The sequence below is a fragment of the Rhodoferax lacus genome (assembly GCF_003415675.1).
Taxonomy (GTDB): domain Bacteria; phylum Pseudomonadota; class Gammaproteobacteria; order Burkholderiales; family Burkholderiaceae_C; genus Allorhodoferax; species Allorhodoferax lacus.
Genome location: NZ_QFZK01000004.1, coordinates 88,891 through 112,496, shown reverse-complemented (window position 1 = coordinate 112,496; position 23,606 = coordinate 88,891). Strand labels below are relative to the sequence as shown.

The following is a 23,606-nucleotide window of genomic DNA, read 5'->3' as shown; positions in this document are numbered from 1 at the left end:
AAAAACCAATGAGGAGATATTCATGATCTGGCAACAAATTTACGATCCCTTCGGCAACATGGTCATCTCGACCCTGCTGGCCGCCGTTCCCGTGGCGGTCATGCTGATCTGCCTGGGCTTTCTGCACATCAAGGCGCATATTGCGGCGGGCCTGGGCCTGCTCTCTGCCCTGGCCATTGCCGTGCTGGCCTATGGCATGCCGGCCGAAATGGCGGGCAAGGCTGCCATTTTCGGCGGCTTCACCGGCCTCTTGCCCATCGGCTGGATTGTGCTCAACATCATCTTTTTGCAGCAGCTCGCCGAACAGAACGGCAGCTTCAAGGTGCTGCAGGATTCGCTCTCTGGCATCACCAGTGACCGGCGCCTGCAACTGCTGCTGATTGCCTTTTGCTTTGGCGCCTTCTTTGAAGGTGCTGCAGGCTTTGGCACACCGGTGGCGGTGACCGCGGGCATTCTGATCGGCCTGGGCTTCTCACCCCTGGCTGCATCCGGTTTGAGCCTGATCGCCAACACCGCACCGGTGGCCTTCGGCGCGCTGGGCACGCCAGTGATCACACTGGCCAAGGTGCACGGCTATGACCTGATGGAAGTCACCGCCATGATCGGCCGCCAGTTGCCCTTCTTCTCGCTCCTGGTGCCGTTCTGGCTGATCTGGGCCTTTGCCGGACGCAAGGCCATGATGGAAATCTGGCCGGCGATTCTGGTCACCGGCCTGTCGTTTGCCATTCCGCAGTACCTGGTGTCGAACTTCATCGGCCCGGAGCTGGTGGACATCATTGCCGCCATTGTGTCCATGGTCGCGCTGATCCTGTTCCTGCGCGTCTGGCAGCCCAAGAAGATCTGGCGCTCGCCTTCGCTGAAGGGCCACGAAACCGACGGCGGCGAAGCCAAGGAAGAAGTGGCACCCGTGGTGCACAGCCGCGAAGCGCTGATCAAGGCCTGGACCCCCTGGGCCATCCTGACCGGCTTTGTGTTTGTCTGGGGCCTGCCCCCGGTCAAGGCCTTTCTGAACGGCATTTACGCACCCAAGTTCGAAATGACCGGCCTGCACAACATGGTGGAAAAAGTGGCCCCTGTGGTGGCCCAGCCCACCAAGGAAGCCGCCATCTACACGCTCAACCTGCTGTCGGCCACCGGCACCGGAATTTTGCTGGCGGCTGTCATCGGCGCGCTGGTGATGAGCTACAAGCCCTGGGAGATCGTCAAGACCTTTGGCCGCACCGCCTGGCTGGTGCGCTACTCGCTGGCTACCATCGTGCTGATGCTGGGCCTGGGCACCCTCACGCGCTACTCCGGCACCGACACCACACTGGGCCTGGCATTCGCCAACACCGGCGTGTTCTACCCCTTCTTCGGCACCCTGATGGGCTGGGTCGGCGTGGCCATGACCGGCTCGGACACCGCCTCCAATGTGCTGTTTGGCGGCATGCAGAAGGTGGCGGCTGAACAGCTGGGACTCTCACCCAACCTGATGGGTGCGGCCAACAGCTCGGGCGGCGTGATGGGCAAGATGATCGATGCGCAATCCATCGTGGTCGCCTCCACTGCCACCCGCTGGTTCAACCACGAAGGCGACATCCTGCGCTACGTGTTCTTCCATTCCATCGCCCTGGCCTGCCTGGTCGGCGGGTTTGTGACGCTGCAGGCCTACGTCTGGCCGTTCACCCAAATGGTCATCCACTAACCGAAAGCCAACACCATGTACAAAAAGATATTTGTCGCTATCGACAACAGCTCCACTGCGCGCAAGGCGCTGGACGAAGCCATTGCCCTGGGCGGTGCCCTCAAGGCCAGCATCTGCGTGACCTTTGTGGCCGACGAGTCCGGCCTGATGCAGCATGGCATGGGCCTGGGCTCCTACATTGACGTGGACAAGATCAAGGCCGAAATCCGTACCGGTGCCAATGCCATGCTGGACGAGGCCGTGGCCCGCGCCACGGCGGCGGGCTGCCAGGCCGAACGTCTGCTGATCGAGTCGGCCAACCGGCGCGTGGCCGAAGCCATTGCCGATGCCGCCCAGGGCTGGGGGGCCGATCTGCTGGTGATCGGGGCGCACGGCGTGCGCGGTTTTGAGCGCTTGCTAGTGGGCAGCGTGGCCGAAAACCTGACGCGCATCAGCCTGATGTCGCTGCTGATCGTGCGACAGCCTTGAGGGGCTTGCTGGCGCCCCCTGGCGCCAGCCCCACGCAAAAGGCCCCCGGCAAGCAATTGCCGGGGGCCTTTTTTTTCATGAGCGCCTGTGGGGCGCCTGGAAAATTCAGTAGCGCCGCGCCATGCCGCCCAAGGTGAACCGCTCCAGCGCGCTGACCGCGTGTTCGAACTTGGCGGACGCAATCATGGAACGCTCCACCAGACCGGCGCGAACCGACTTGGCGTACTGCTCACGGGCCATGTCAAACGGAAGGGCCAGCACATCACTGCCCACACGCGCCAGCTCTGCCATCACCGACGGCACGCCAAAGCTGTAGTCCACAGCGCCCCCCATCAGTGCAAGGCCCCGCCCAATGCGATGCCCTGCTGCTCGGTCTGGGAGCCGCGATGGTCGATTTCGAAAATGCGGCGCTCGACGTCATAGACGTCAACAGACTCGCTCAGGTACTGCTCATCGAGCTCCTGCTGCGAGGGGAAATGGGGAACCAGAGTTTTGATGAACTCGACAAAGTGGGACATGGTGAGCCCTTTAATAAAGTTTGGTGACTTAATTATAAGGGTTAACCCTATGTTTTGCACAAACCTAAGGCGGTTCACCTAAATCCGGTTACACCCCCCGGGGAGCGTGGGGGCAACGTCCCGCCGCCGGGCCGCCCCAAGGCGGGACAGCCCCCTCGGGGGGCAGCGAACCACGCGCAGCGGGGAGCCTGGGGGCAACAGTTATGCCGGGGTGTAGCAGAAGGCGGCCAGCTTGTTGCCATCCAGGTCGCGGAAGTAGGCGCCAAAGTATTCGTCACCCCGGTAGCCCGGCGCGCCCTCGTCCACGCCGCCCAGAGCCAGCGCTTTGGCATACAGGGCAAGCACCTGGGCATGGCTGCTGCAGGCCAGGCTGACCATGACGCCGTTGCCCACGCTGGCGGGCTGGCCGTCAAACGGCGTCATCACAGCAAACAGGGGCTGGTCCGCGCTGACGCCCCAGCCCACGCCACGGCCGAACTGGGCCATTTGTGTCGCGCCAACTTCGGCAAACAGGGTGTCGTAAAACGCAATGGCGCGGGGCAGGTCGTTGGTGCCTAGGGTGGTGTAGCCGATCATGGGAGGAGTCCTGTCTGGTAGTGGTTGCGTGCTTGGGTGCAACGCGTGTGCGCCAGTGTAGGGGCTGGCGGGCCCGCCATGGCAGGCAAGGGCAAAACCCGCGGTAACCGGCCGTGCGCATTGCCGCTTACAGTAGCTGCCATGGCCGACCGTTATCCCAGTTACCACGCGCTGCGCCAAAACGAGGTGGAGGGGCGCGACTACGCCATTGCCGTGCAGCAGCGCCAGTCACGCGTTGCCATCCTGGCGCCGCATGGCGGCTTCATTGAGACCGGCACCACGGCCATCGCAGCAGCCATTGCCGCGGATGTGCTGAGCTATTACAGCTTTTGCGGCCTCAAGCCCGGCAACAACCAGGACCTGCACATCACCAGCACCTGCTTTGACGAGCCGCGCTGCCACGCGCTGATTGCCACGGCCCACAGTGTGCTCACGGTGCACGGCGAAAAAAGCAGCCGCGATGTGGTTTTTTTGGGCGGGCTGGACGAGGCGCTGGGCACACATCTGGAGCGCACGCTGGGTGCCTGCGGCTTTGCGGTGGAGCCGCACCACAACCCCCGCCTGCAGGGCCGGCATGCGCAAAACATCTGCAACCTGGGGCAGTCCGGGCGGGGCGTGCAGTTGGAGCTCTCACGCGGGCTGCGCAGCTCGCTGTTTCTGGACCACAACAGTGCGGCTGGGCTGGTGGCCACGCCGCGCCTGCAAGTCTTTGCCCAGGCGGTGCGCCAAGGTATTCAGGAATGCTATGCGGGGACCCGGACCGCCTGAGTGCCAAAGGGCCGAAGGCATTGTGCGCGGCGCGGGCGATGTACCAGCCGCCAAGAGCCTGCTCACCCCCGCATCCAGCCCAAGCCCTGCGACGTGGCACCCGCCACCGCGCCCAGCCGGGGCCGGTATTCACAGCCCAACCACCCCTCCCAGCCGCAGGCCTGGCTGACTTCGTCCAGCACCGCAAACAGGTAGCTGTAGTTCAGCTCGCCGCCATCGGGCTCGTGGCGCTCGGGCACGCTGGCCATTTGCATATGGCCGACGCGGCCGGTGGGCAGGTAGTGGCGGATCTTGGTGGCCACATCGCCTTCGACAACCTGGCAGTGGTAGAGGTCGAACTGCACCTTGAGGTTGGGGGCATTGAGCTCCTGCACGATGGCGTGTGCCGCGTCCTGGCGGTTCAGGAAATAGCCGGGCATGTCGCGCTGGTTGATGGGCTCTATGAGCACCTCACGCCCGGCAGCAGCGGCGGCGTTCGCAGCCCAAGCCAGGTTGGCCAGATAGGTGGCCCGCAGGGCTGACGCATCGGCGCCAGCAGGTGCCAGGCCCGCCATGACGTGGATGCGCGGGCACTGCAAGGTATGGGCATAGTCCAACGCGCGCTCCATGCTGTCGCGGAACGCGGCCTCGCGCCCCGGCAGGCAGGCCAGACCGCGCTCACCCGCAGCCCAGTCGCCCGGGGGCGCGTTGAACAGCACCTGCTGCAGCCCGTTGTCCTGCAGGCGCAACGCCAAGTCCTTGGCAGCCTGTTCGTAGGGGAACAGGAACTCGACAGCGCAAAAGCCGTCTTGTGCGGCCGCTGCAAAGCGGTCCAGAAAGTTGTGCTCGTTGTAGAGCATGGTGAGGTTGGCGGCAAAGCGTGGCATGGCGGGTTCCCGGATCAATGGTGTGCAGACAGGGTCAAGGCCAGCGATGGTAAGGGAGCTTCAGCCTATCAGCGCTACCGCCTTGATCTGCACCCACACCGGCTTGCCTGCTGCCAGCTCCAGTGCGTGCGCCGAGCGCTGCGTCACGCGCGCGAGCAAGGGCGCGGCGCCCAGGCGCAGACGCAACAGGCACAGGGCCGGGTGGTAGTCATCCACCATCTGCTCCACCGTGGCGCTCAGGCAGTTCTGGATGCTGATGCCGCTTACCGGCTGCAGCGCAATGCTGACGTCGCGCGCCAGAATGCGCACGCGCACCGCCTGCCCTGTGGCGTGGCCACCATCGCGCACCCACAGGCTGCCACCTTCAAAGGCCACACGTGCCAGATGCCACTGCGTGTCGCGCTCCACCACCACGGCCTGCAGCACCACACCGGCGTCTTCGCCCAAGTGCACCGGCAGGTCCAGGCGCGCCAGGGTTTCGGTCAGCGGCCCCACGGCCACGGCGCGCCCCTGCTGCATCACCACCAGGTGGTCTGCCAGGCGTGCCACCTCGTCGGGTGCGTGGCTGACGTAGACCACCGGAATGGCCAGCTCGTCGTGCAGGCGCTCCAGGTAGGGCAGAAATTCTTGCTTGCGTGCCAGGTCCAGCGCGGCCAGCGGCTCGTCCATGAGCAGTAGGCGCGGGCTGGTCAAGAGGGCACGGGCAATGGCCACACGTTGGCGCTCGCCGCCCGACAGGTGCAGGGGCAGGCGCTCCAGCAGGTGCCCAATGCCCAGCAGTTGCACCATGCTGTCAAAGTCCACCTGGCGCGCTGATGCGGCCACGCGGGACTGGCCATACAGCAGGTTGCGCCGCACGCTCAGGTGGCCAAAGAGTGCGGCCTCCTGGAACACATAGCCCAGCGCGCGCTGGTGCACCGGCAGGAACTGCGTGGCGCTCTGCCAGACCTCGCCCTGCAGGCTGAGCTGGCCCTGGTCCGCACGCGTAAGACCCGCCATGCAGCGCAGCAGCGTGGTCTTGCCGCAGCCCGAGGGGCCAAACAGCGCGGTGATGCCCTTGGCCGGCAGCTGCAGATCCACATCCAGGCTGAAGCCGGGGTAGTCGAGCTTGAACTGCGCGTGAAGGGTCACAGCAACACCTTCGCACGGCGTGCTGCGGTGCGCGCTTGCTTGGGGCAGCCCGGCGCGGCGCTCACTTGACGACCTCGGCACCGCGGTTCCAGCCACGGCTGTAAAGCAGCAGCAGCACCAGGAACGAAAACACCAGCATGCCACCGGCAAGCCAGTGCGCGTTGCGGTATTCCATGGCCTCCACATGGTTGTAGATGGCCATGGACAGCACCTGCGTCTTGCCGGGGATGTTGCCGCCCATCATCAGCACCACGCCGAACTCGCCCACGGTGTGGGCAAACCCCAGCACGGCCGCAGTGATGAAGCCGGGCCTGGCCAGCGGCAGGGCCACGGTGAAGAAGGCGTCCCAGGGCGAGGCGCGCAGGGTGGCGGCGGCCTCCATCGGCTGGCGGCCTATCGCATGAAAAGCCTGTTGCAGCGGCTGCACGACAAAGGGCATGGAGTAGATCACCGAGGCCACCACCAGCCCGGCAAAGGTAAAGGGCAAGAGGCCCAGGCCCAGGGCCTGCGTGAGCTGGCCTACAGGCCCCTGCGGGCCCATCAGCACCAGCAGATAAAACCCCAGCACGGCCGGCGGCAGCACCAGCGGCAGGGTAACGATGGCGCCCACCACCGTCTTGAATTTGGAGGGGCTGCGCGCCAGCCACCACGCAATCGGGGTGCCCAGGCACAGCAGCAGCACGGTGCTGAGTGTGGCCAGCTTGGCGGTTAAAACAATGGCGGCAATATCGGCAGACATGGGCACAGCTTAGCCCAGCGTTCAGGGCTCAGGGCAATTCGTAGCCAAAGGACTTGATGATGGCGCGCGCCTTGTCGCCCTGTAGGTACTTCAGCAAGGCAGCCGCAGCAGTGGCACCCTTGCCCTTGTCGAGCAGTACCGCGTCCTGGCGGATACTGGTGTACAGCTTGGCGGGCACCAACCAGAAAGAGCCCTCGATCTTGCCGTCCTTCTGCACCTGCGAGAGCGCCACAAAGCCCAGCTCGGCATTGCCGCTGCTGATGAACTGCAAGGCCTGGGTGATGTTTTCGGCGGTGACGATTCTGGGCTGTAGCGCCTCGTAGGCGCCCAGGGCCTTGAGAGTCTGCACAGCGGCGGCTCCATAGGGTGCGAGCTTGGGGTCAGCCAGCGACAGGTGCTCAAAGCGGCCCTTCTGGAGCACGGCACCGGCCGCATCCACCAGGCCGGGCTTGGCCGACCACAGCACCAGCCGGCCCATGGCGTAGGTAATCTGGCTGCCAGCCACGGCAGCGCCCTCCTTGACCAGCTTGGCCGGGGTCTCGTCGTCGGCGGACAGCAGGATTTCAAACGGCGCGCCGTTCCTGATCTGGGCGTAGAACTTGCCCGTGGAGCCAAAGGAAGCCACCACCTTGTGGCCGGTGTCCTTCTCGAATTCGGCCGCAATCTGTTTCAGGGGCGCGGTGAAGTTGGCGGCCACTGCAACGGAGATGTCATCGGCCTGCACCGGCAGGGATGCCAGCGCCAGGGCAGTCAGCAAACCGGACAGCAAAGGGACATGTTGCATGGGAACTTCTGGGTAACAAAATCAATAGACGGTGACCAAGGTTACCGCCATCAAGGGCCAGGGTGCTGCATGTCTTTGAAGCCAGGTGCTATCCCAGGCGTTTGGGGACCAAGAAGCAACGCACGTGGCCGGGCTCAGGTGCTGGACCTGGCCGGTGGAGGTACGCAGAAACAGGTGTGAGCTGCGCCTGGTGCCGTCGAACGCCACGGAACCGGACAGGCTGCCCACGCTAGCTCGAATGGTGCGTCCATTCGCTGCACAGCAGCTACGGCGGCAGCGCGCCCGGCCGGTGACAGGGTGAGGCTGATGTGCCCCGTTGCCGGCACAACCGTCACCGGGATGTCGGGCCTCCCGGCCTCATCCAGCAGGGGACGGTACTGGTCCGCAAAGAACAGTTCGTCGTCGGCACCGGCCATCACCTCGGCCGGGCGGGCGATGGACCGAATCGCCGCGCGGTAGCCGTCCGGCGGCTGGAAACTCACGGCGAGGGCATAGGAATACTGCCGGACCAGATCGGCTTTGGGATTCTCGGCAACGGCGAAATTCAGCACAGGCAGATCGTTGAAAGTCGGCACACCAACACGGTTCAACAACACCAGGGACACCAGGCGCGCAAGGCCTACAGAGGCCCAGGCGGCGGAAGCGCCTGAGCGGTTCGTCATGGCCTTGTAGTGAATGTAGGGGGCCATGAACAGGAAGTTGTCAAACTGTGCACCGCGCGGGCTGCCCGCCACCCGCAACGCAAACCCGCCGCCGGAAGAAAAGCCGAGCAAGGTGCGCGGCCTGGCGGGTTGCGCGGCGCCTACAAAATCTTCCAGGTCATCATCGAGTTGTCCGATGTAGCCGACCTGCCCTTTGACACCCGATTGGCCATGGCCCCGGATATCAAAGGCATAGACCGTATAGCCCGCCTCCAGAAAACTCTGCGCCAGGGGATGCACGCTGTTGCTGTTGCCGGAGGAACCATGCACCAGCATCACGCTGCCCCGTCCATTGCCCTGGCCTGCAGGGTCGTAGCGGCGGTAGGCCAGTGGGGTGCCGTCGCGTGCGGTGAAGGTTTGCAGGGCTGGCATGCCGTCAAAGCGGACGTCCTTGAAAGGGTCGCCTATGCTTCTGAGGGGTGGCAAGGGTTTGGGACCTCCCCATACCAGACAGGCGGCCATCGCCATGGCTGCGATGGCGAAGAAAACGCCTGCAGCTCTAAATGCCCTGCGCGCGCGCAGGATGTGCACAATCAAGCTAAAGGGGGCCGAATCAAATCGGGTGTTTTGTGTCATCCAGGAAGTGTATGGACCGCCCCCATTTTTGTAACCGTACTTAGGTATGGTTGTTCGCTTGCTTGCATGCACCCCAAGCCGTATCAGGTTCCAACCTGCGTTGTTTGGCTAATGAGGCTACCCATGTCCACCGCCCTGCTGGCCACCAAGTTCTTCGCTCCGCCCCGGCCGGCCCATGATGTTGCGCGCCCGCTGCTGACGCAGCGACTGGATGCGGGGCTCTCGCGCAAGGTGACGCTGGTGTGCGCGGCCGCAGGCTTCGGCAAATCCACCCTGGTCAGCCAGTGGGCACAGGATTGCCCTGTCCCCAGTGCCTGGCTGTCGCTGGACGGGGATGACCGCGATCCCCACCGTTTTCTCATCTACGTCGCCGGCTCGCTGGAGTCGGTTTCTCACACCGTAGGCGTGGGGCTGGCAGCCATGCTCAGGGGTTCGCCACCCGCCTCGGTGGAGACCGTGTTGACGCTGTTGGTGAACCAGTTGGCAAAGGTCCCCGGCCGGCTGGTACTGGTTTTGGATGACTACCATCTGGCGGCCAGCGCCGCCGTGAACGAGGCACTGGCGTTTCTGATCGACCATATGCCTGCCCAGTTGCATGTGGTCATCGCCAGCCGGGAGGAGCCAGCCATCGCGCTGGGCCGGTTGCGCGCCAACGGCCAGCTGACCGAGATCCGGCAACAGGACCTGCGTTTTGGTTTGGAAGAAGCCGCCGCGTTCTTCAACCAGGACGGTGATGTGCGCCTTACCAGTGCCCAGGTGCAAGCACTGGAGGCGCGCACCGAAGGCTGGATTTCGGGTCTGAAACTGGCGGCCATTTCGCTGCACCAACACCAGAACCCCCAGAGCTTCATTGCGTCGTTTACGGGCAGCCACCATTTCGTGCAGGACTACCTGATGGAGGAAGTCCTGCACCAGCAGCCCGAGGAGGTTCAGGCCTTCTTGCTGCGCACCTCGGTGCTGGACCGGCTGTGTGGACCCTTGTGCGATGCGGTGCTGCAGACCCAGGGCGGCGAGCACATCCTGCACCAGCTGGACAGGGCCGGCCTGTTCATCGTGCCCCTGGACTCCGAGCGGCGCTGGTACCGCTACCACCATTTGTTCTCTGAACTGCTGCGTCAGCGTCTGGGCCACAGGGAAGTGGTGGAGCCCCTGCACCGCCGTGCCAGCCAATGGTATGAGGCAGAGGGACTGGAGCTTGAGGCTTTTCAACAGGCCACGCTGGCCCAGGACATCACAGGTGCCCTGCGGCTGATCGAGGGCAAAGGCATGCCCTTGTACTTTCGCGGCGTGACTGCGCCTGTGGTGCATTGGCTTGCGTCCCAGACACCGGCCACTTTGAACCGCCACCCATTCCTGTGGGTGGTGTATTCCTGGTCCTTGCTGTTTGCGGGCCAGCCCGCGCAGCTGGAAGACAAATTGCTGGCCGCAGAGGCCGCCCTGCCAGGCAGGCCGCAAGACGCCCGCACGGCGGACACCCAGGGGCAGATTGCCGTCCTCAGGGCCTGGCTGGCGGTCTACCGGAACGACGCAAAAACGATTCATGCACAGGCGAGCGCTGCCCTGGCGCTATTGAACCCTGAGAACCGGCCGGCCCGCACCGCCGCGCAATGCGCTCTGGGTGTGGCCCTCATGTTTCGCGGCGAGCGCGCCCGCGCGAGCGTGGCTTTTGCCGAGGTGATCGGTGCGGGGCTGGCTTCCGGCAATGTGATGTTCTCCGCTGTGGCAGGCACCGCCTTGGCCGGCATCCAGGCAAGCCAGTACCAGCTGCAGGCAGCGGCTGCCTCCTACCGTGAGGCCATCCAGATGGTGGGTGACCCCAGCCATGTCTTGGGCTTCGAGGCCCATCTGGGCCTGGCCAACATCGTGTACGACTGGAATGCGCTCGATGAAGCCCAGACGCTGGCCCTGCTGTGCAGCGCGCTGGTTCACCAGGCCAAGAGCCAGACCGAAATCGGTGCGGACCTGCTGCAGGCCCGCCTGCTGAGCGCCCAAGGGGAAGACACGCAGGCACTGGCACTGCTGGCACGGACCCATGGGCTGAACACGGCGGGGCCATTGACCGATCGCCTGCGGGAAGCGGCCGACTTGCAAGTGCTGCTGTTGCTGCGCCAAGGTGACGTTTATGCCGCCGCCCTGCTGGCACAGGCACACCAGCTGCCGCTGGGCCTTGCCCGAAGCTTGTTGGCACAGGGCCAGGGCTTGCAGGCCCTGGAAGTGATACAGGGCCACCGGCGCAGGGTGGAGTCGGAGCTGCGCACGCGGGACGCACTGCAGGCCATGGTGCTGGAGGCCCTTGTTCTGCACGCCATGGAGCACCTGGACCAGGCCCTTGCCCTGCTACGCGCGTGCGTGACGCAAGCGCAATCCCAAGGGACCATCCGGCTCTTTGTGGATGAGGGCGCACCCATGCAAACGCTGCTCAGCCAGTTGCGGGACGACAAGGGTGTTGCGGGCCATGTGGCACAGCTGCTGGCCGCGTTTGGCACGCAGACGACGCAACAACCGGTCGCCCCACAGACGGCCGCCTCGTCCCATCTGCCATTGGGCGACTTCAGCTCAAGGGAGCTGGAAATCTTGCGCCTCATCCAGCAAGGGCATTCCAACCAGACCATTGGTGAGCGCCTGTTCGTGTCACTGAGCACGGTCAAGTGGCACAACCAGAACATCTTTGCCAAGCTGGACGTGCAACGCCGCACCGAAGCGGTGGCGCGTGCCATCGAATTGAAATTGCTGTAGCGCAGCACGTGCACAGCACACAGTGCAAGCGTGCGGCTTCACGGCCCCCATGTTCGCCACCGCACCGCCACACCCACCCGTTTACCCCATACTCAAGTCCCACAACCCAACGGACCCACGACCATGACGATGGACTACCAACTCCCGCACAACATGCAAACCAGCCCACGCATTTGGCCGGGCGCGCGTGCATGGGCGGTGCTGGGCAGTCTGCTTCTGGCCGTCTTACCCATGACCAGCCACGCCACCGAAGAACCCGACTACACCGTTATCCAGAAGCTGGAAGACATCGAGGTGCGCGAATACGCCGCCTACACCGTGGCCGAGGTGGTGGTGGCCGGAACGGCGGATGAAGCCGGCAGCCTGGCTTTCCCGATTCTGGCGGGCTACATCTTTGGCAAGAACAAGGGCGAGCGCAAATTTGCCATGACTGCGCCTGTGACGCAGGCCGCCGAGCCGGTCAAGCTGGAGATGACAGCACCCGTCACGCAGACCGCCGCACCGGGTGGTTACCGCGTGCAGTTCGTGTTGCCCAAAGGGGTGACGCTGGCCAGCGCACCCGAGCCGCTGGATGCACGCGTCATGCTGCGCGACGTGGCACCCAGCCGCGTGGCGGTGATCCGGTTTTCGGGCTTCTGGTCCGACGCCAATTACCAAAAGCATCTGGCCGCACTGCAGGCCGCCTTGCGCACGGCCGGGCTGCTGTGGGTGGGTGAGCCCGTGTACTCACGCTACAACGCGCCCTTCACACCCTGGTTTATGCGGCGCAACGAAATTTGGCTGCACCTGACCACTAACCCGTGACCTTGCTCCTTCCTGCAGCAAGCGTCCTGGACTGATTGGGCGCAGAACCGTACTTTGGTACGGTTACAAAACCGCAGGCGCTGCCTAGACTGCGGGCATGCAAAACGTGCTCCGAGTCGATTGGAAAATTCCCCTGGGGCTGCTGGCCCTCAGCGCCATTCCGTGCGCGGCCGGCATCGCCCGCCTCATCGGTCTGGTCGGCATAGTCAATGCTGACAGCGAACGCTTCCTGGCTTCACCCCTCATCACCTGGCTGCACATCGTGGCGGCCAGCCTGTTCTGTCTCTTGGGCGCCTTACAGTTTTCTGCGGACCTGCGCCGGCACTTTCCCCGCTGGCACCAGGTGGCTGGGCGCGTGGTGGCTGCAAGCGGCGTGCTGGCGGCTCTCTCGGGCATGTGGATGGCGGCACGCTTTGCCATCCCTGCCGCCATGCAAGGCAGCCTGCTTCTGGGTGTGCGCCTGGTGGTGGGCGCGGCCATGGCGGTGGCGATTGTGCTGGCCGTGCAGGCCGCCCTGAATCGCAACATGGCTGCTCACCGTGCGTGGATGGTCCGCGCCTATGCACTGGGCCAGGGTGCGGGCACACAGGTCGTGCTGCTCCTGCCGTGGATGCTGACGTTGGGGCCACCCAGCGCCCTGCAACGCGATGTGCTCATGAGCCTGGCGTGGCTGCTCAACCTGCTCATTGCCGAAAAGATTATTCACGGCCGCCTGTTGGGCAGCTTCCATTTTTACAAGGAAATATTTTGAAATCCATCACCCACACCGCCCGCGCCCTGCGCTTGGGCCTGCTTCTGTCAGCCACAGTCCTTGGCGCCTGTTCCACCATGCAGGCCACCGACACCGGATTTCTGGGCGACCGCAGCGCGATGACCACCTCGGCCGATGGCGGCACGGCGCATTTCCGCGCTGCCACGCCACTCGACCCGCACCAGGTGCGTTCGCTGTCCGTGGAATGGGCACTGCCTGCCGAGGCCGGATTCTCCGAGCCGGAAAAGGCGCAACTGCTGTCCACGCTGCAGGCCGCCATTGCCAAAGAAGCCCAGGCCCTGCCAGCGGTGGCGGGTGGCCGCCCACTGGCCATTCGCGCCCTCATCACCCGTGCCGAATCGGTGTCGCCGGTGTTGAATGTGGTTACCGCCGTGCTGCTCACCGTGCCCCTGGACCGCGGCGGTGCGGCCGTGGAAATTGAAGTGCTGGATGCAGAAACCCGCCAGCCCCTGGCCAGCATGGCCCATGCCTACTTTGTGCCGGTGTCCGAATTCAGGGCCCGCTTCTCCCGGCTGGCACCCGCCGAACTGGCACTGGCCTCGGCGGCGGTGGAGTTGGCCAAAGTGATGCAGGGCCCCGGCGCGAATTGATCAAGGCCGCCTTGTGGCGATGGCCTAGGCATATGCGCATGGACCTGTTCAGCGCGCCTTGGCCAGCTCCTGCGCCACCAGTTGCTGCAATTGCGGGAACCCGAAGGATGGCAGTGGGAGACCGTTCACAAAATATTCCGGCGTTTGCGAGACGCCCAGCGTGTTGGCATCGCGCAGGTCTTGTGCCAGGGCTTGCTGAAGGTCGGGGGCGGTCATGTCAAAGGCCACTTGTTCCATGTTCAGGCCAATGCCATTGAGGTATTTCCAGGCCAGGTCTACCTTGGCGGTGTGGTTGGAGGCCCAGTCGTCCTGGCCCTCAAACAAGGCCTCCAGCGCCTGCCAGAACCTGCCTTGCCGGCGCGCGGCCTCCAGTACCGCCACCACTTTGTCAGAGCCCTTGTGAAAGGGCGCATAGCGCATGACCAGCCGGATGCGGTCCGGATGCTCGGCCATGAGCTGTTTGACCATGGGGTAGAACTGGCGGCAGGTGCCGCAAGCGGGATCAAAGAACTCCACAATCACCACCGGCGCATCGGAGCGGCCCTCGCTGGGAGAGTGCGGGCGAATCAGCGCCGAGCGGTCCACCGCCATGGCGTCCGGCTGCGGGCTTGCCGGACTGGAAAAATACCACCATGCGCCCATGGCGATGACGGCAAGCAGTGCCATGAGTGCGGCGACAAGTGAGGTGGCAGAGGCCGTCTTTTTTTGCATGGGTATTTGTTTTTTGTGCTTCAACCGGGCTTGCATCCCGAGCCCGCGCGCTTGTGCTGGCGGGCAAGCATGCGCTTGACCAGTTTCAAGGGGAGATTGCGGACCGCTTCAGGCAGGTACCCCGTGGTCCGGAACGAGAAGGCTGCAGCCCACCGCGTGAAAGGCCTGAGCCAGGCTGTGGCCTGCAGGAATTCTTTTTGCTCTGCGCTGTGCATGGATTTAACTTTCTTGAGGGGTCAGGTTCATCGGCAGATGGAAGGCCTGTTGACTATTGTCAGTGAAGCCGTGATGCGTTGGTAGTTCAATGACCGTGTGCATAGCGGCCCCTGTTTGAAGTGGTACACATCATGGTCCAGATACTTGTTTTAGGTTCCGGTTGTTCCAAGTGCCAGATCACCACAGCAATGATTGAGCGGGTGGCAAAAGAGCGCGGCGTGGCGGTAGAGATTGGCAAGGTCACTGACCGCGACCACATCCATGCCATGGGGGTGCACCATACACCCGCGGTGATGGTGGACGGCCAACTCGTCCACAGTGGCGGTATTCCCACGCGACAGGCCGTTGTCTTGTGGCTGAGCCCCAAGCCCCTGGAACTGCTGAAAAACCCCTCGCGCCACCTGTTCTTCACAGGCAAGGGCGGGGTGGGCAAAACCTCGCTCTCCACGGCGGTGGCGCTGTACCTGGCAGACAGTGGCAAGAAGGTGCTGCTGGTCAGCACCGACACTGCCACCAACCTGGACGAAATGCTGGGTGTTGCGCTCAAGAACACGCCAACGCCCGTACCCCAGGTGCCAGGGCTTTCGGTGCTCAACATAGACCCCGACACTGCAGCCGAGGCCTACCGCCAGCGCGTGGTGGCGCAAATAGCCACCGACTCCAGTGCGCAAGAACTGGCCACCGTGCGTGAGCAGTTGTCCGGCGCCTGCACCACCGAGATCGCATCCTTTGATGAGTTTGCCAGCCTGCTGTCGGACCCGGACCAGGCCTGGGACCACGTGGTGTTTGACACCGCCCCCACCGGCCACACGCTGCGCCTGCTCAGCCTGCCCAAGGCATGGACGGGCTTTTTGGCGGGCAACGACCGGGGCGCTTCGTGTCTGGGTCCGCACTCGGGCTTGAAGATGCAGGAGGTGCGCTTCAAGGCGGCACTCGATGCCCTGAGCGATCCCGCGCAAACCACCGTGGTGTTGGTGACCCGGCCAGATGCGGGCGCCATCCGGGAGGCCTCTCGCACCTCAGACGAACTCAAGGCCCTGGGCCTGTCCAACCAGCGCCTGGTGGTCAACGGCGTGTTCCATGCCAGTGCGCGCAAGGACGCCATTGCCTGCGCGATGGAAGATCTGGGCCTGCAGGCCTTGAAGAACATGCCGCCCAACCTGATGGCGCTGCCCCAGGACCAGGTGCCGCTGCGGGCCTTTGACACCGTGGGCCTGACGGCGCTGCGTGCCTTGCTCGGACAAGGCAGCGCGCCCCCGGCGGGTGAGTTGGCCACGCAAGGCCCGACACAAGGCCAGGGCCTGGATGCCTTGGCCGATGCCTTGGCACAGGCCGGGCATGGCCTGATCATGGTGATGGGCAAAGGCGGCGTGGGCAAGACGACCGTTGCCGCAGCGCTGTCGGTGGGCCTGGTGCAGCGGGGCAAGAGCGTGCACCTCAGCACCACGGATCCAGCCGCGCACCTGAGCGTGACGCTGGCCGGGGAACTGCCAGGACTGCAAGTGGACCGCATAGACCCCCTGGTGGAAACCCAGCGCTATGTGGAAAAAATCATGGCTGCCAAGGGGCCGCATCTGGATGCGCAGGAACAGGCGCTGATGCGCGAAGACCTGCGCTCGCCCTGCACCGAAGAGGTGGCGGTGTTTCACGCCTTTGCGCGCATCGTGAGCGAAGCGCGCAGCGCCTTTGTGGTGCTGGACACTGCGCCCACAGGCCACTCGCTGTTGCTGATGGACGCCACCGGTGCCTACCACCGGCAGATGATGCGCGAATTTGAGGGGCAGGCCAGCGGCCGCCTGGTCACACCGCTGATGCGCCTGCAGGACCCGGACTACACCCGGATCATTCTGGTGACCCTGCCCGAGACCACACCTGTGTCCCAGGCCCAGGCGCTGCAGGAGGACCTGCGCCGCGCCAAGATCGAGCCCTTTGCCTGGGTGATCAACAAGAGTGTGCTGGCTGCTGGCACAGAAGACCCGCTGCTGTCTGCCCGCCTGCGTGGTGAGCGGATGCAGATGGACCGGGTGGCCAACGGCCTTTCCAAACGAACCTATCTGGTGCCGTGGCGCGCAAAGGCACCCATCGGGCTGGCGGAGTTGTCGGGGCTGGTGTCACGCCAAGCTATTTGTTCGCCACCGCTTCCACCTGAATGCGCAAGGCCACCTCCATATTGAAGCCATAGGCCTTGCCGGCATCCAGGCCGAAGGCATCGCGTTGGAAGCTGCCACTTGCGTCCGCGCCGCAGAACTCGCGCTTGAGCACGGGATGGGGCATGCATTTGAAGCGGTTGATGCTCAGGTTCACCGGCTGGGTGCGCCCATTGAGCGTGAGCGCTCCACTCACCAGGGTCGGGCTGCCGTCCACAAACTTCTCCAGCGTGCCCTTGTAGATGGCCTGCGGAGACTTCTCGACATTGAAAAAATTGTTTCCGATGGCCCAGGCGTTCATGGCCGGCAGCCCAAAGTCAATCGATGCCAGGTCGATCGCGACCTCCAATGTCCCGGTGCCTGTCTGCCGGTCCAGCACCACCTGCCCGGAGCTCTGGTTCATCTTGCCGCGCCAGTAGGACATGCCCATGTGGTCGGCCTCAAAACTGGGGTAGGTGTGGGCCGGGTCCATTGTGTAGCTCACCGGTTCGGCGATGGCACCAACCGAGGCCGCAGCCAGTGCGAGCAACAGTGTTTGGGTATGCAATCTGGACATGCAAAAAACTCCTTTTGGTTGAATGGCATAGCTTGGCGTCATTTTCCTGCCTGCTTTGGTTGAAATGCTACAGGCATTGCGGCGCAGCTGTCCCTGTCTATGCAGCGCGCTTCGCCGCCCCCGCACTGGACACCAGAAACACCCCCGGCAGAATCAGCGCGGCGGCCACCAGGTGGTGCCAGCCCAGGCGCTCGCCCAGCACCAGCCAGGCCAGCAGGGCGCCGTACAGCGGACCCAGATACAGGGTGACGGCCACCTTGCTGGCGCCCAGTATTTTTTGCGCCCAGCCATAAATCCAGTAAGCGCCCACGCCGGGCAGCAGGGCCACGGACAGGCCCAGCACCCACGCGTGCAGCGTAAGCGCTGGCGTGCCGGGTTGGGCCATCTCCCAGACGGTGCCGGCCAGCAGGACTGGCATGGCACCCCAGCAGGTGGCGGCCAGTCGCGCCGTGGAGCCCAGGGTGCTGGGCCAGAGCTTTTGCAGCATGGCATACATCGCCCAAGAGACCATGGCCGCCACAATCCACGCGTCCCCCACCACAAAGCGCACCTGGCCGAGCGCGGCCCATTCGCCCTTGACAATCACATGCAGCACGCCGGTGAGCGCCAGCACCACACCCAGCACCTGCGGCCCGCGCATGCGCTCCTGCAGCCACAGCACCGAGCCCACGGCAATCAACACGGGCGAAGCCGAATAGATCAGCGAGATATTCACCGCGCCGGTGGACTGCGCACCCAGGTACACCCAGGCGCCGCACACCACCATGCCGCAAAAGCCCAACGCCACGTACTGGTACCAGACCGCCGCAATGTTGCGCCATTCGCGCCTGAGCTCGGCGCGTGCATGGATGCTGAGCAGCAGCCCGGCAATGCCCCAGCGCATGAAAGCCAGGGTGTAGGGCTCGATGACACCGGGCGCTTTTCTGGCCACAAAGTAGTTGACGGCCCACAGCAGGGGAATGAGCCAGATGGCCCAGCGTGCCAGGCGCAGTTGCGACTCAGGCCGCATGGTGCGTGGGCGATTTATCAAAATGTGAATGAACCCATTACGCTGCTGGCAATTTGCAGCTGGCTGCCAGATCCGCCAAGGTAATCATCAGCAAGTGGGAGTCCAGTGGTGAGGGATCGAAGCCAACCTTTTCATAGAACGTCTTGGCTTCATCGGTCAGCGCATGTACCGTCATCCCCCGAATGCCAATGGCATCGGCTGCTTGAAGAACCCGCATGCCAGCATCGCGAACCAAGGCGCGACCAAACCCTCGGCCATGCAAGGAACGATCAACCGCCAAGCGACCCAAAACGACCACTGGAATGGGCTCAGGCATGTTGCGGCGAAACTTCCCCGTGGCATGCTTGGTCGTGACGGCACCGGAGGCAAGTGCGTAGTAAGCAAGGACCCGCGCTCCATCGCAGACCACGAAAGTTCGGGACGCACCCTGAATCTGATTTTTCAGGCTTCTGCGTTTTAGCCAATCATCCAGGCTGTCCACACCGCATGAAAACTCACTTGTCACATGGCGCTCGGTCAACGGCATGGGTGCCGTTAACTTCATCCCTGTTCCCAAGGTGCGACGGTGGCCATGGTCTGAATCAAACGGGAACTCGGTTTGGGCGGCATATCCAAACGGGCCTGGAATTGCTTGAAGGCCTGCGGACTCACCGACATGATGACTTGGTCAAACAAGGCTTCCTCCGCGGCAGCACGCGCCGAATCCAGAATGAAATCCGTACGGTTTTTGCCACGCGACTTTGCCGCACGATCAATCAGATCGCGAACCTCTGCTTTGATGCGGATATTCAACGTTTCGCGCTTGGCTTCGGTAACTGCCGGCATGTGGGTCTCTCCTTGGAGCATTGTGACTCTGGCATTTCGTAATGACATTGTCATTATGTCAGACAGAGCCGCTCCCAGCCAGTCCGAACCATAGGTGCTGCGTATAACGGTGCGCCCCGAGCGCACAAAAAGCGCGTTGCCCAGATAGGTTTCGAGCTCGCGGGTCTGGCGGCTCGCTGGGGTGTGTGGAAAAGCGCACAGTTTCGCAAGGGGGCTTGCGGCCCGGCCCGGCCTGCGCCTTGTAGATAATGGCGCCCAGCATGACCGACCTCTACCCCCTCCCCCCTGGCCTGATTGCCGTGACCGGCGGTGAGCGCAGCGGCAAGACCAGCCTGTTGCGCCGCCTGTGTGGCGAGCTGGCGGCCCTGCCCGGTGAAACACCGCCGACCGATGCGCACTGGCTGGACCTCAGCCTGCCGGGCCAGGACGATGCAACGCCCCAGCAGGTGTGGCAGGCCCTGCGTGCGCGCAGCCCGCGCTGGAACAGCGACTTGCAGGACGAATTGGTGGAGGCCCTGGCGCTGCTGCCGCACCTGCACAAGCAGCTGTTCATGCTGTCCACCGGCAGCCGCCGCAAGGTGGCGCTGGTGGGTTTGCTGGCCTGCGGAGCCAATGTGACCTGCCTGGACCAGCCCTTTGCCGCGCTGGACCGGGCGTCCATTCGTGTACTCACCTCTTTCCTGGCCGACATGGCGGAGCACCCCAGCCGCAGCTGGGTGGTGGCCGACTACGAGGCCGACCCGGCGCTGCCCTGGCGGCGTGTGATTGCGCTGGACGAGGTCACGCCAAGCTGAGCCCTGCAACGCTGGGCTGCCCTGCGCCGAGCCACTCTGCCCAGGCCTCTCTAAGCCGCGCCACGCTCCTTGTGGCTGGCGTTCCAGCGCTTGAGCTGGCGCTGCCATTCGCCAAGGGGCAGCGAATCATCAGCCACAGCCGCGCGGCTGGAGGTTTCAATCAGCTTATCCAGCGCCGCCACGGTGGCCGCGTCATCCGGGTCGGGGAACACCGGCAGCACCTTCACCAGGTAGTCACCCCGCGGGCCACGCGGCTTGGCGGGTGCGCCCTGCCCGGCCAAGCGGTAGACCAGGGCGTCGCGGTTCAGGCGCATTTGCTGCATGCCGTCAGGGGTGGGCACGTCCACCCAGCGGCCGGCCATCCAGGCGTAGCCGTTGACCGGCACCTCGGCGCGCAGCACGCCCTCGGCGTCCAGCACAAAGAAGGGGTGGGGCTCGATTTCCACCTGCAGCTCCAGGCCAATCTCCAGCTCGCCGTGCTGGGTGCTGGGCACGCTGAGCACATGGCCCTCGCGCATGCCTGCAGGAAAGCGCACCCGGCGCCGGTAGGCCACGGACTTTTCGCCCTTGCCCTCGCAGGCATCGCAGGCAGCGCGCTGGCGGCCGTCACCGCCGCAGTCCGCGCAGGCCTCCTGGTTCCACAGCCAGCCAAACAGGGCGGGCTTGTGTACCGCGCCGCTGCCGTGGCAGTTGCTGCAGGCCTGCGCCAGCACGCGCTGGCCCTTGCCCACGCAGGTGCCGCAGCGGTGTGTGAAGTGCCCGCGCAGGGTGCGGGTGCAGCCCAGGATGGCGTCTTCCAGCGACAGGCGCACCTTGCGCACATGGGTCTTGCCGGGAGCATCGGTGTCGGTTGCTTCGGTCTCGGCTTGGGCTGCCTCGGCCTTGGCTTGGGCTTTGGATTCGTCGGAAGAAGCACTGGTGCTGGCCGCGCTGTCGCTATCGCTTTCACTGTCGGCGTCACCATCGCCATCGCGCAGCTGGCGGATGTGCTGGTAGGCCTTGTTGATGCTTTGCATGCGCCGCCCGGCATCCGTCGCGGCATTGCGGTCCGGGTGCCAGGTGGCGACCAGACGGCGCCAGCTGGCTTTGAGCTGGGCGTCGCTGGCACTGGGGTCCAGGCCCAGTTCTGCGTAGGCCTCCTGGGTGTCCATGGGCGCGTGTCCTGTTTCAGAAAAGGCCATCGTAGCAAAGTGCCGCTGCGGTCGGCTGACGCCCGTGCAACAAAGCCGGTAGCAATACCGTCTATGCTCCACCTCCCCCCTGAAAAACACCATGACCGACAACACCCCAGAACCCATTCAACAGGACCGCGTGTGGAGCGACGAGCGCTGGACCGCCCGCGTGATCAAGAACGAAGACGACGACGGCTGGGCCGTGGCCATGACGCTGCACACCGAGTCCGAGCCCGCCCTGGTGGGCCCCTGGACCATGGGGCGCGACAAGAAGAACCCCAAGCCCCTGGATGTAAACGCCTTCCACACGCTGGTGAAAACCGCCTCCGAGGTGATACGCCGGCATGAGCAGCAGTTGTATGCCCAGCTCAACCGCAGCGTCAGCGTGACCGTGGCCGGGCGCCGCCTGCGCGTGGCGCTGACCATCGTGCCCGACGAGGAAGGTGCCACCGCCTCGCTGGTGGCCACCGACGATCTGGAGGAAGAGCTGGGGCGCGTGGCGGTGCCACCCACGTTCAAACTGACTACCGCCAGCGCCGTGGCCTGGGCCGAGTCCGGCTTTGTGCGGCCGAGCGCTTAAACCGCAGAAAGGCACCGGGCGCTACCAGACCCATGCAAGCGCTGTGTGCGAAGGGCCACACACGGGTTGATTCGCTTTACAAGCGCAGGGCAGCTGCGATACCCTGACTGAATGGGAACACAAACAATAAAGCAGCCACTGGATGTTGCAGTGAATGGACAGGGGCACGGGCACGGGGTCATTCCCTTCAGCCAGGCAGTGTTTGACACCCTGCCCGCAGGCATTGTGGTGCAGGACCCGGACGGAAAAATCATTGTCGTCAACCCGGCCGCCGAACGCATACTGGGCCTGAGCCTGGACCAGATGCTTGGGCTGACCTCCATAGACCCCCGTTGGCGCGCGATGCGCGAAGACGGCTCGGATTTTGCGGGCAACGACCACCCGGCCATGCAGGCCCTGCGCACCGGGCTGGCGGTGCATGACATCGTCATGGGCATCTTCAACCCGCAGTCTGGCAACCACACATGGATACACACAGAAGCCACGCCCATCCAGGCCGCCACCGGCGAGCTGTTGGGCGTTTACAGCTTCTTCCAGGACATCACCGAACGCCGGCGGCTGGAGGTACGGGCACAGGAATACCGCATTGCCCTGCAGACCTCCAGTGACGGCTTTTGGGTGACCGACATCCAGGGCCGCCTGCTGGAGGCCAACCAGGCCTATTCCCTGGCCTCCGGCTACAGCCAAAGCGAGCTGTTGGACTTGCACATCAATGACCTGGACGTACTCGACAAAAGCAGCGATGTGGCGCAACGCATGCAACGCATCATGCTGTTGGGGCACGAGCGCTTTACCTCCACCCACCGGGCCCGCGACGGCAGGCCATGGCCCGTTGAAATGGTGGTGTCCTATTCACCCATGGAAGGGGGGCGCTTCTTTTGCTTTGTGCGGGACCTGACCGAGCAGCAACGCTCGGCCGAGCTGATCTGGCACCAGGCCAACTTTGACCGCCTGACCGAACTGCCCAACCGCGCCCTGTTCTTTGACCGCCTGTCGCGCGAGCTTTCGCTGGCACGTCGCAGCGGCAAGCTGGTGGCGCTGCTGTATGCCGATCTGGATGCCTTCAAACCCGTCAACGACCAGTTCGGCCACGCCGCCGGTGATCTGGCGCTGCAGGCCGTGGCCGCGCGGTGGCAATCCTGCGTACGCGATACCGACACGATTGCCCGCCTGGGTGGCGACGAGTTCGCCATCATTGCTGGCAACCTGGACAGCGCGCAGGAGGCCGCCGCCATTGCAGAGAAGCTGATACAGGTTCTGCAGACAGACATCGCCCTGTCTGGCGGCAAGCACTGCCGCCTGGGCACGAGCATAGGCATCAGCCTGTACCCAACCAATGCCGTGGAAATGGATTTCCTGCTGTCCCTGGCGGACGATGCCATGTTCGCCTGCAAGGCCCGAGGCAAAAACGCGTACGGTTTCTCCAGCGTGCTGGCCGACCAGACATCGGACCCCGGGCACTGGATCCATTTTCAGGATGCGCACCTGGTCGGCGTGGCCGAAATCGACGCGCAGCACCGCCAACTGGTGCGCCTGGTGAACGAGATCAACCTGGACATCTCCGCACATGCCAGCGACACGTACATCGGAAAACGCTTTGACGAGCTGATTGACTTCACCCGGCATCATTTCCAGACCGAACACCGCTACATGGAGACCTACCACTACCCGGACATCACCATGCACGACCATGAACACAGCAAGCTCAGCAATGACCTGCAGCTGATCGTGGACAGAAAAGGCCGCGATGGCGATTTTCTGGTGCTGCAAAAAGTCAAGGACTGGCTGATGGGCCACATCCAGAACTCCGACAAGGCACTGGGGCTTTACCTGCAGCAAATGGGCGTGCGCTGAATACCGGCAGCCAAACACAAAAGCCCGCT

The 23,606-nt window shown here is 64.1% G+C and carries 26 protein-coding genes; 11 read left to right on the top strand and 15 right to left on the bottom strand.

Features of this window, described 5'->3' with window-relative positions:
- Positions 1-22: 22 nt before the first annotated feature.
- Both DIC66_RS08605 and DIC66_RS08600 read left to right on the top strand, forming a co-directional pair.
- A complete protein-coding gene (locus tag DIC66_RS08605; RefSeq protein ID WP_117176131.1) occupies positions 23-1,684 on the top strand; it encodes an L-lactate permease in 1,662 nt (553 codons plus the stop codon).
- Positions 1,685-1,699: 15 nt separating this feature from the next.
- Positions 1,700-2,152, top strand: a complete 453-nt coding sequence (locus tag DIC66_RS08600; protein ID WP_117176129.1) for a universal stress protein — start codon at positions 1,700-1,702, stop codon at positions 2,150-2,152.
- A 105-nt stretch (positions 2,153-2,257) separates the two neighbouring features.
- Here DIC66_RS08600 and DIC66_RS08595 read toward each other — a convergent pair whose 3' ends face one another.
- The 3 genes from DIC66_RS08595 to DIC66_RS08585 all read right to left on the bottom strand — a co-directional run bounded on the left by DIC66_RS08595 (position 2,258) and on the right by DIC66_RS08585 (position 3,246).
- A complete protein-coding gene (locus tag DIC66_RS08595) occupies positions 2,258-2,473 on the bottom strand; it encodes a hypothetical protein (RefSeq protein ID WP_147321277.1) in 216 nt (71 codons plus the stop codon).
- Positions 2,474-2,484: 11 nt separating this feature from the next.
- A complete protein-coding gene (locus DIC66_RS08590) occupies positions 2,485-2,670 on the bottom strand; it encodes a DUF3563 family protein (protein WP_117176125.1) in 186 nt (61 codons plus the stop codon).
- Between the two features lie 201 nt (positions 2,671-2,871).
- Positions 2,872-3,246, bottom strand: a complete 375-nt coding sequence (locus DIC66_RS08585) for a VOC family protein (protein WP_117176123.1) — start codon at positions 3,244-3,246, stop codon at positions 2,872-2,874.
- A gap of 141 nt (positions 3,247-3,387) precedes the next feature.
- On the opposite strand from DIC66_RS08585, the gene DIC66_RS08580 reads away from it, so the two are divergent.
- Complete coding sequence (locus tag DIC66_RS08580) at positions 3,388-4,014, top strand: poly-gamma-glutamate hydrolase family protein (RefSeq protein WP_158558877.1); 627 nt, start codon at positions 3,388-3,390, stop codon at positions 4,012-4,014.
- Between the two features lie 62 nt (positions 4,015-4,076).
- Here the strand turns inward: DIC66_RS08580 and otnI are convergent, their stop codons facing one another.
- From otnI to DIC66_RS08550, 5 genes are all read right to left on the bottom strand, one after another.
- A complete protein-coding gene (gene otnI, locus DIC66_RS08575; protein WP_117176119.1) occupies positions 4,077-4,880 on the bottom strand; it encodes a 2-oxo-tetronate isomerase in 804 nt (267 codons plus the stop codon).
- A gap of 60 nt (positions 4,881-4,940) precedes the next feature.
- Positions 4,941-6,011, bottom strand: coding sequence for a molybdenum ABC transporter ATP-binding protein (modC, locus tag DIC66_RS08570; RefSeq protein WP_117176117.1), 1,071 nt, complete (start codon positions 6,009-6,011; stop codon positions 4,941-4,943).
- Between the two features lie 61 nt (positions 6,012-6,072).
- Complete coding sequence (gene modB, locus DIC66_RS08565; RefSeq protein WP_117176115.1) at positions 6,073-6,750, bottom strand: molybdate ABC transporter permease subunit; 678 nt, start codon at positions 6,748-6,750, stop codon at positions 6,073-6,075.
- A gap of 28 nt (positions 6,751-6,778) precedes the next feature.
- Positions 6,779-7,534, bottom strand: a complete 756-nt coding sequence (modA, locus tag DIC66_RS08560) for a molybdate ABC transporter substrate-binding protein (protein ID WP_117176113.1) — start codon at positions 7,532-7,534, stop codon at positions 6,779-6,781.
- A 134-nt stretch (positions 7,535-7,668) separates the two neighbouring features.
- Positions 7,669-8,661, bottom strand: a complete 993-nt coding sequence (locus DIC66_RS08550) for an alpha/beta hydrolase (RefSeq protein WP_233505845.1) — start codon at positions 8,659-8,661, stop codon at positions 7,669-7,671.
- 273 nt (positions 8,662-8,934) lie between these two features.
- Between DIC66_RS08550 and DIC66_RS08545 the strand changes: the two genes are divergently transcribed.
- The 4 genes from DIC66_RS08545 to DIC66_RS08530 all read left to right on the top strand — a co-directional run bounded on the left by DIC66_RS08545 (position 8,935) and on the right by DIC66_RS08530 (position 13,713).
- Positions 8,935-11,547, top strand: a complete 2,613-nt coding sequence (locus DIC66_RS08545) for a winged helix-turn-helix domain-containing protein (RefSeq protein ID WP_158558876.1) — start codon at positions 8,935-8,937, stop codon at positions 11,545-11,547.
- A 123-nt stretch (positions 11,548-11,670) separates the two neighbouring features.
- Positions 11,671-12,351 carry an SOUL family heme-binding protein gene (locus DIC66_RS08540; RefSeq protein ID WP_199534692.1) on the top strand — a complete coding sequence of 227 codons (681 nt, stop codon included), beginning with the start codon at positions 11,671-11,673 and terminating at the stop codon, positions 12,349-12,351.
- 97 nt (positions 12,352-12,448) lie between these two features.
- Positions 12,449-13,102, top strand: a complete 654-nt coding sequence (locus tag DIC66_RS08535; protein ID WP_117176105.1) for a DUF2306 domain-containing protein — start codon at positions 12,449-12,451, stop codon at positions 13,100-13,102.
- Positions 13,099-13,713, top strand: a complete 615-nt coding sequence (locus DIC66_RS08530) for a DUF3313 family protein (RefSeq protein WP_117176103.1) — start codon at positions 13,099-13,101, stop codon at positions 13,711-13,713. The genes DIC66_RS08535 and DIC66_RS08530 overlap by 4 nt, the downstream gene beginning before the upstream one ends.
- 48 nt (positions 13,714-13,761) lie before the next feature.
- Here DIC66_RS08530 and DIC66_RS08525 read toward each other — a convergent pair whose 3' ends face one another.
- Both DIC66_RS08525 and DIC66_RS22890 read right to left on the bottom strand, forming a co-directional pair.
- Complete coding sequence (locus DIC66_RS08525; RefSeq protein WP_117176595.1) at positions 13,762-14,424, bottom strand: DsbA family protein; 663 nt, start codon at positions 14,422-14,424, stop codon at positions 13,762-13,764.
- 20 nt (positions 14,425-14,444) lie between these two features.
- Entirely contained in the window at positions 14,445-14,639 is a 195-nt protein-coding gene (locus tag DIC66_RS22890; protein WP_147321276.1) for a hypothetical protein, read from the bottom strand.
- A gap of 132 nt (positions 14,640-14,771) precedes the next feature.
- Between DIC66_RS22890 and arsA the strand changes: the two genes are divergently transcribed.
- Entirely contained in the window at positions 14,772-16,814 is a 2,043-nt protein-coding gene (gene arsA, locus DIC66_RS08515; protein ID WP_117176099.1) for an arsenical pump-driving ATPase, read from the top strand.
- Here arsA and DIC66_RS08510 read toward each other — a convergent pair.
- From DIC66_RS08510 to DIC66_RS08495, 4 genes are all read right to left on the bottom strand, one after another.
- Entirely contained in the window at positions 16,762-17,334 is a 573-nt protein-coding gene (locus DIC66_RS08510) for a YceI family protein (RefSeq protein ID WP_199534703.1), read from the bottom strand. The two genes, arsA and DIC66_RS08510, sit on opposite strands and share 53 nt — an antisense overlap.
- A gap of 106 nt (positions 17,335-17,440) precedes the next feature.
- Positions 17,441-18,352: a DMT family transporter gene (locus tag DIC66_RS08505; RefSeq protein ID WP_117176095.1), complete on the bottom strand. Its 912-nt coding sequence runs from the start codon at positions 18,350-18,352 to the stop codon at positions 17,441-17,443.
- A gap of 37 nt (positions 18,353-18,389) precedes the next feature.
- Positions 18,390-18,896, bottom strand: a complete 507-nt coding sequence (locus DIC66_RS08500; RefSeq protein WP_117176093.1) for a GNAT family N-acetyltransferase — start codon at positions 18,894-18,896, stop codon at positions 18,390-18,392.
- Positions 18,893-19,177: a type II toxin-antitoxin system TacA family antitoxin gene (locus DIC66_RS08495; RefSeq protein ID WP_117176091.1), complete on the bottom strand. Its 285-nt coding sequence runs from the start codon at positions 19,175-19,177 to the stop codon at positions 18,893-18,895. The genes DIC66_RS08500 and DIC66_RS08495 overlap by 4 nt, the downstream gene beginning before the upstream one ends.
- Before the next feature lie 260 nt (positions 19,178-19,437).
- Here DIC66_RS08495 and DIC66_RS08490 point away from each other — a divergent pair, with 260 nt between their 5' ends.
- Entirely contained in the window at positions 19,438-19,971 is a 534-nt protein-coding gene (locus tag DIC66_RS08490) for an ABC transporter ATP-binding protein (protein ID WP_233505844.1), read from the top strand.
- 50 nt (positions 19,972-20,021) lie between these two features.
- Here the strand turns inward: DIC66_RS08490 and DIC66_RS08485 are convergent, their stop codons facing one another.
- The gene (locus DIC66_RS08485; RefSeq protein ID WP_158558875.1) at positions 20,022-21,122 is read right to left on the bottom strand and encodes a DnaJ C-terminal domain-containing protein; all 1,101 of its coding nucleotides are present in this window, start codon (positions 21,120-21,122) and stop codon (positions 20,022-20,024) included.
- Positions 21,123-21,243: 121 nt separating this feature from the next.
- Between DIC66_RS08485 and DIC66_RS08480 the strand changes: the two genes are divergently transcribed.
- Both DIC66_RS08480 and DIC66_RS08475 read left to right on the top strand, forming a co-directional pair.
- Positions 21,244-21,723: a hypothetical protein gene (locus tag DIC66_RS08480; protein WP_117176593.1), complete on the top strand. Its 480-nt coding sequence runs from the start codon at positions 21,244-21,246 to the stop codon at positions 21,721-21,723.
- Positions 21,724-21,921: 198 nt separating this feature from the next.
- On the top strand, positions 21,922-23,577 hold the full coding sequence (locus tag DIC66_RS08475) for a bacteriohemerythrin (RefSeq protein ID WP_158558874.1): 1,656 nt from the start codon (positions 21,922-21,924) through the stop codon (positions 23,575-23,577).
- The last annotated feature ends 29 nt before the right edge of the window (positions 23,578-23,606 follow it).